The sequence below is a fragment of the Alteromonas aestuariivivens genome, from assembly GCF_003367475.1.
In the GTDB taxonomy this organism is placed as follows: domain Bacteria; phylum Pseudomonadota; class Gammaproteobacteria; order Enterobacterales; family Alteromonadaceae; genus Alteromonas; species Alteromonas aestuariivivens.
The window spans coordinates 1-727 of the sequence record NZ_QRHA01000033.1 but is presented as its reverse complement, the minus strand read 5'-3'; the positions used below and the strand labels follow the sequence as shown (position 1 = coordinate 727).

At 43.6% G+C, this 727-nt stretch carries 2 tRNA genes and 1 rRNA gene; all 3 read left to right on the top strand.

The window, feature by feature from the left end:
• Positions 1 to 70, top strand: a 16S ribosomal RNA gene (locus DXV75_RS17040); the annotation flags it as partial.
• Between the two features lie 211 nt (positions 71 to 281).
• Positions 282 to 357: transfer RNA gene (locus tag DXV75_RS17035), tRNA-Ala, on the top strand.
• A gap of 1 nt (position 358) precedes the next feature.
• Positions 359 to 435: transfer RNA gene (locus tag DXV75_RS17030), tRNA-Ile, on the top strand.
• Positions 436 to 727 lie beyond the last annotated feature (292 nt).

The window sequence follows — 727 nt, the reverse complement described above, 5'->3', positions numbered from 1 at the left end:
GTGTTTCATGACTGGGGTGAAGTCGTAACAAGGTAACCGTAGGGGAACCTGCGGTTGGATCACCTCCTTACCAAAAAATCGACGCTGACATTCATTTAGCGCAGTGCTCACACAGATTGTTTTGTTATAAATAGAAAAGAACCATTAAACCAAGTTTTTGCGAGCATTTGGTTTTTAGTCGAGCCGGCTGAGGAGTGAGCGAAGGCGCATACACAGAGTATGTAACTGAGTGAGCGACGAACCAAGGCGAAGAATAAAACCCAAAGGCGAAGCACAAAAATGGGGCTATAGCTCAGCTGGGAGAGCGCCTGATTTGCATTCAGGAGGTCAGCAGTTCGATCCTGCTTAGCTCCACCACAGGCTTGTAGCTCAGCTGGTTAGAGCGCACCCCTGATAAGGGTGAGGTCGGCAGTTCAAGTCTGCCCAAGCCTACCATTTCTTCCTTATGCTGCGTCCGTTTAACGCTCATGTGCTGATTGCACACTACGCGTCAAACGTCCTTGCCTAAGAAAGAAATCGGACGATTAAACCTTTAGTCAGTCTGTTCGTAAGAGTCTTAATGAATGATCTGCATCATTGATTAAGGTTTTTACCTTAAATGTTCTTTAACAATTTGGAAAGCTGATATTAGTAATCAATCAAAATTGAGTAACTGAGATTGAATATCGAAAGATGTTCTTTCACGCCATTACTCTACTTGACTTGAATTACTTGTTATCGATTTGAT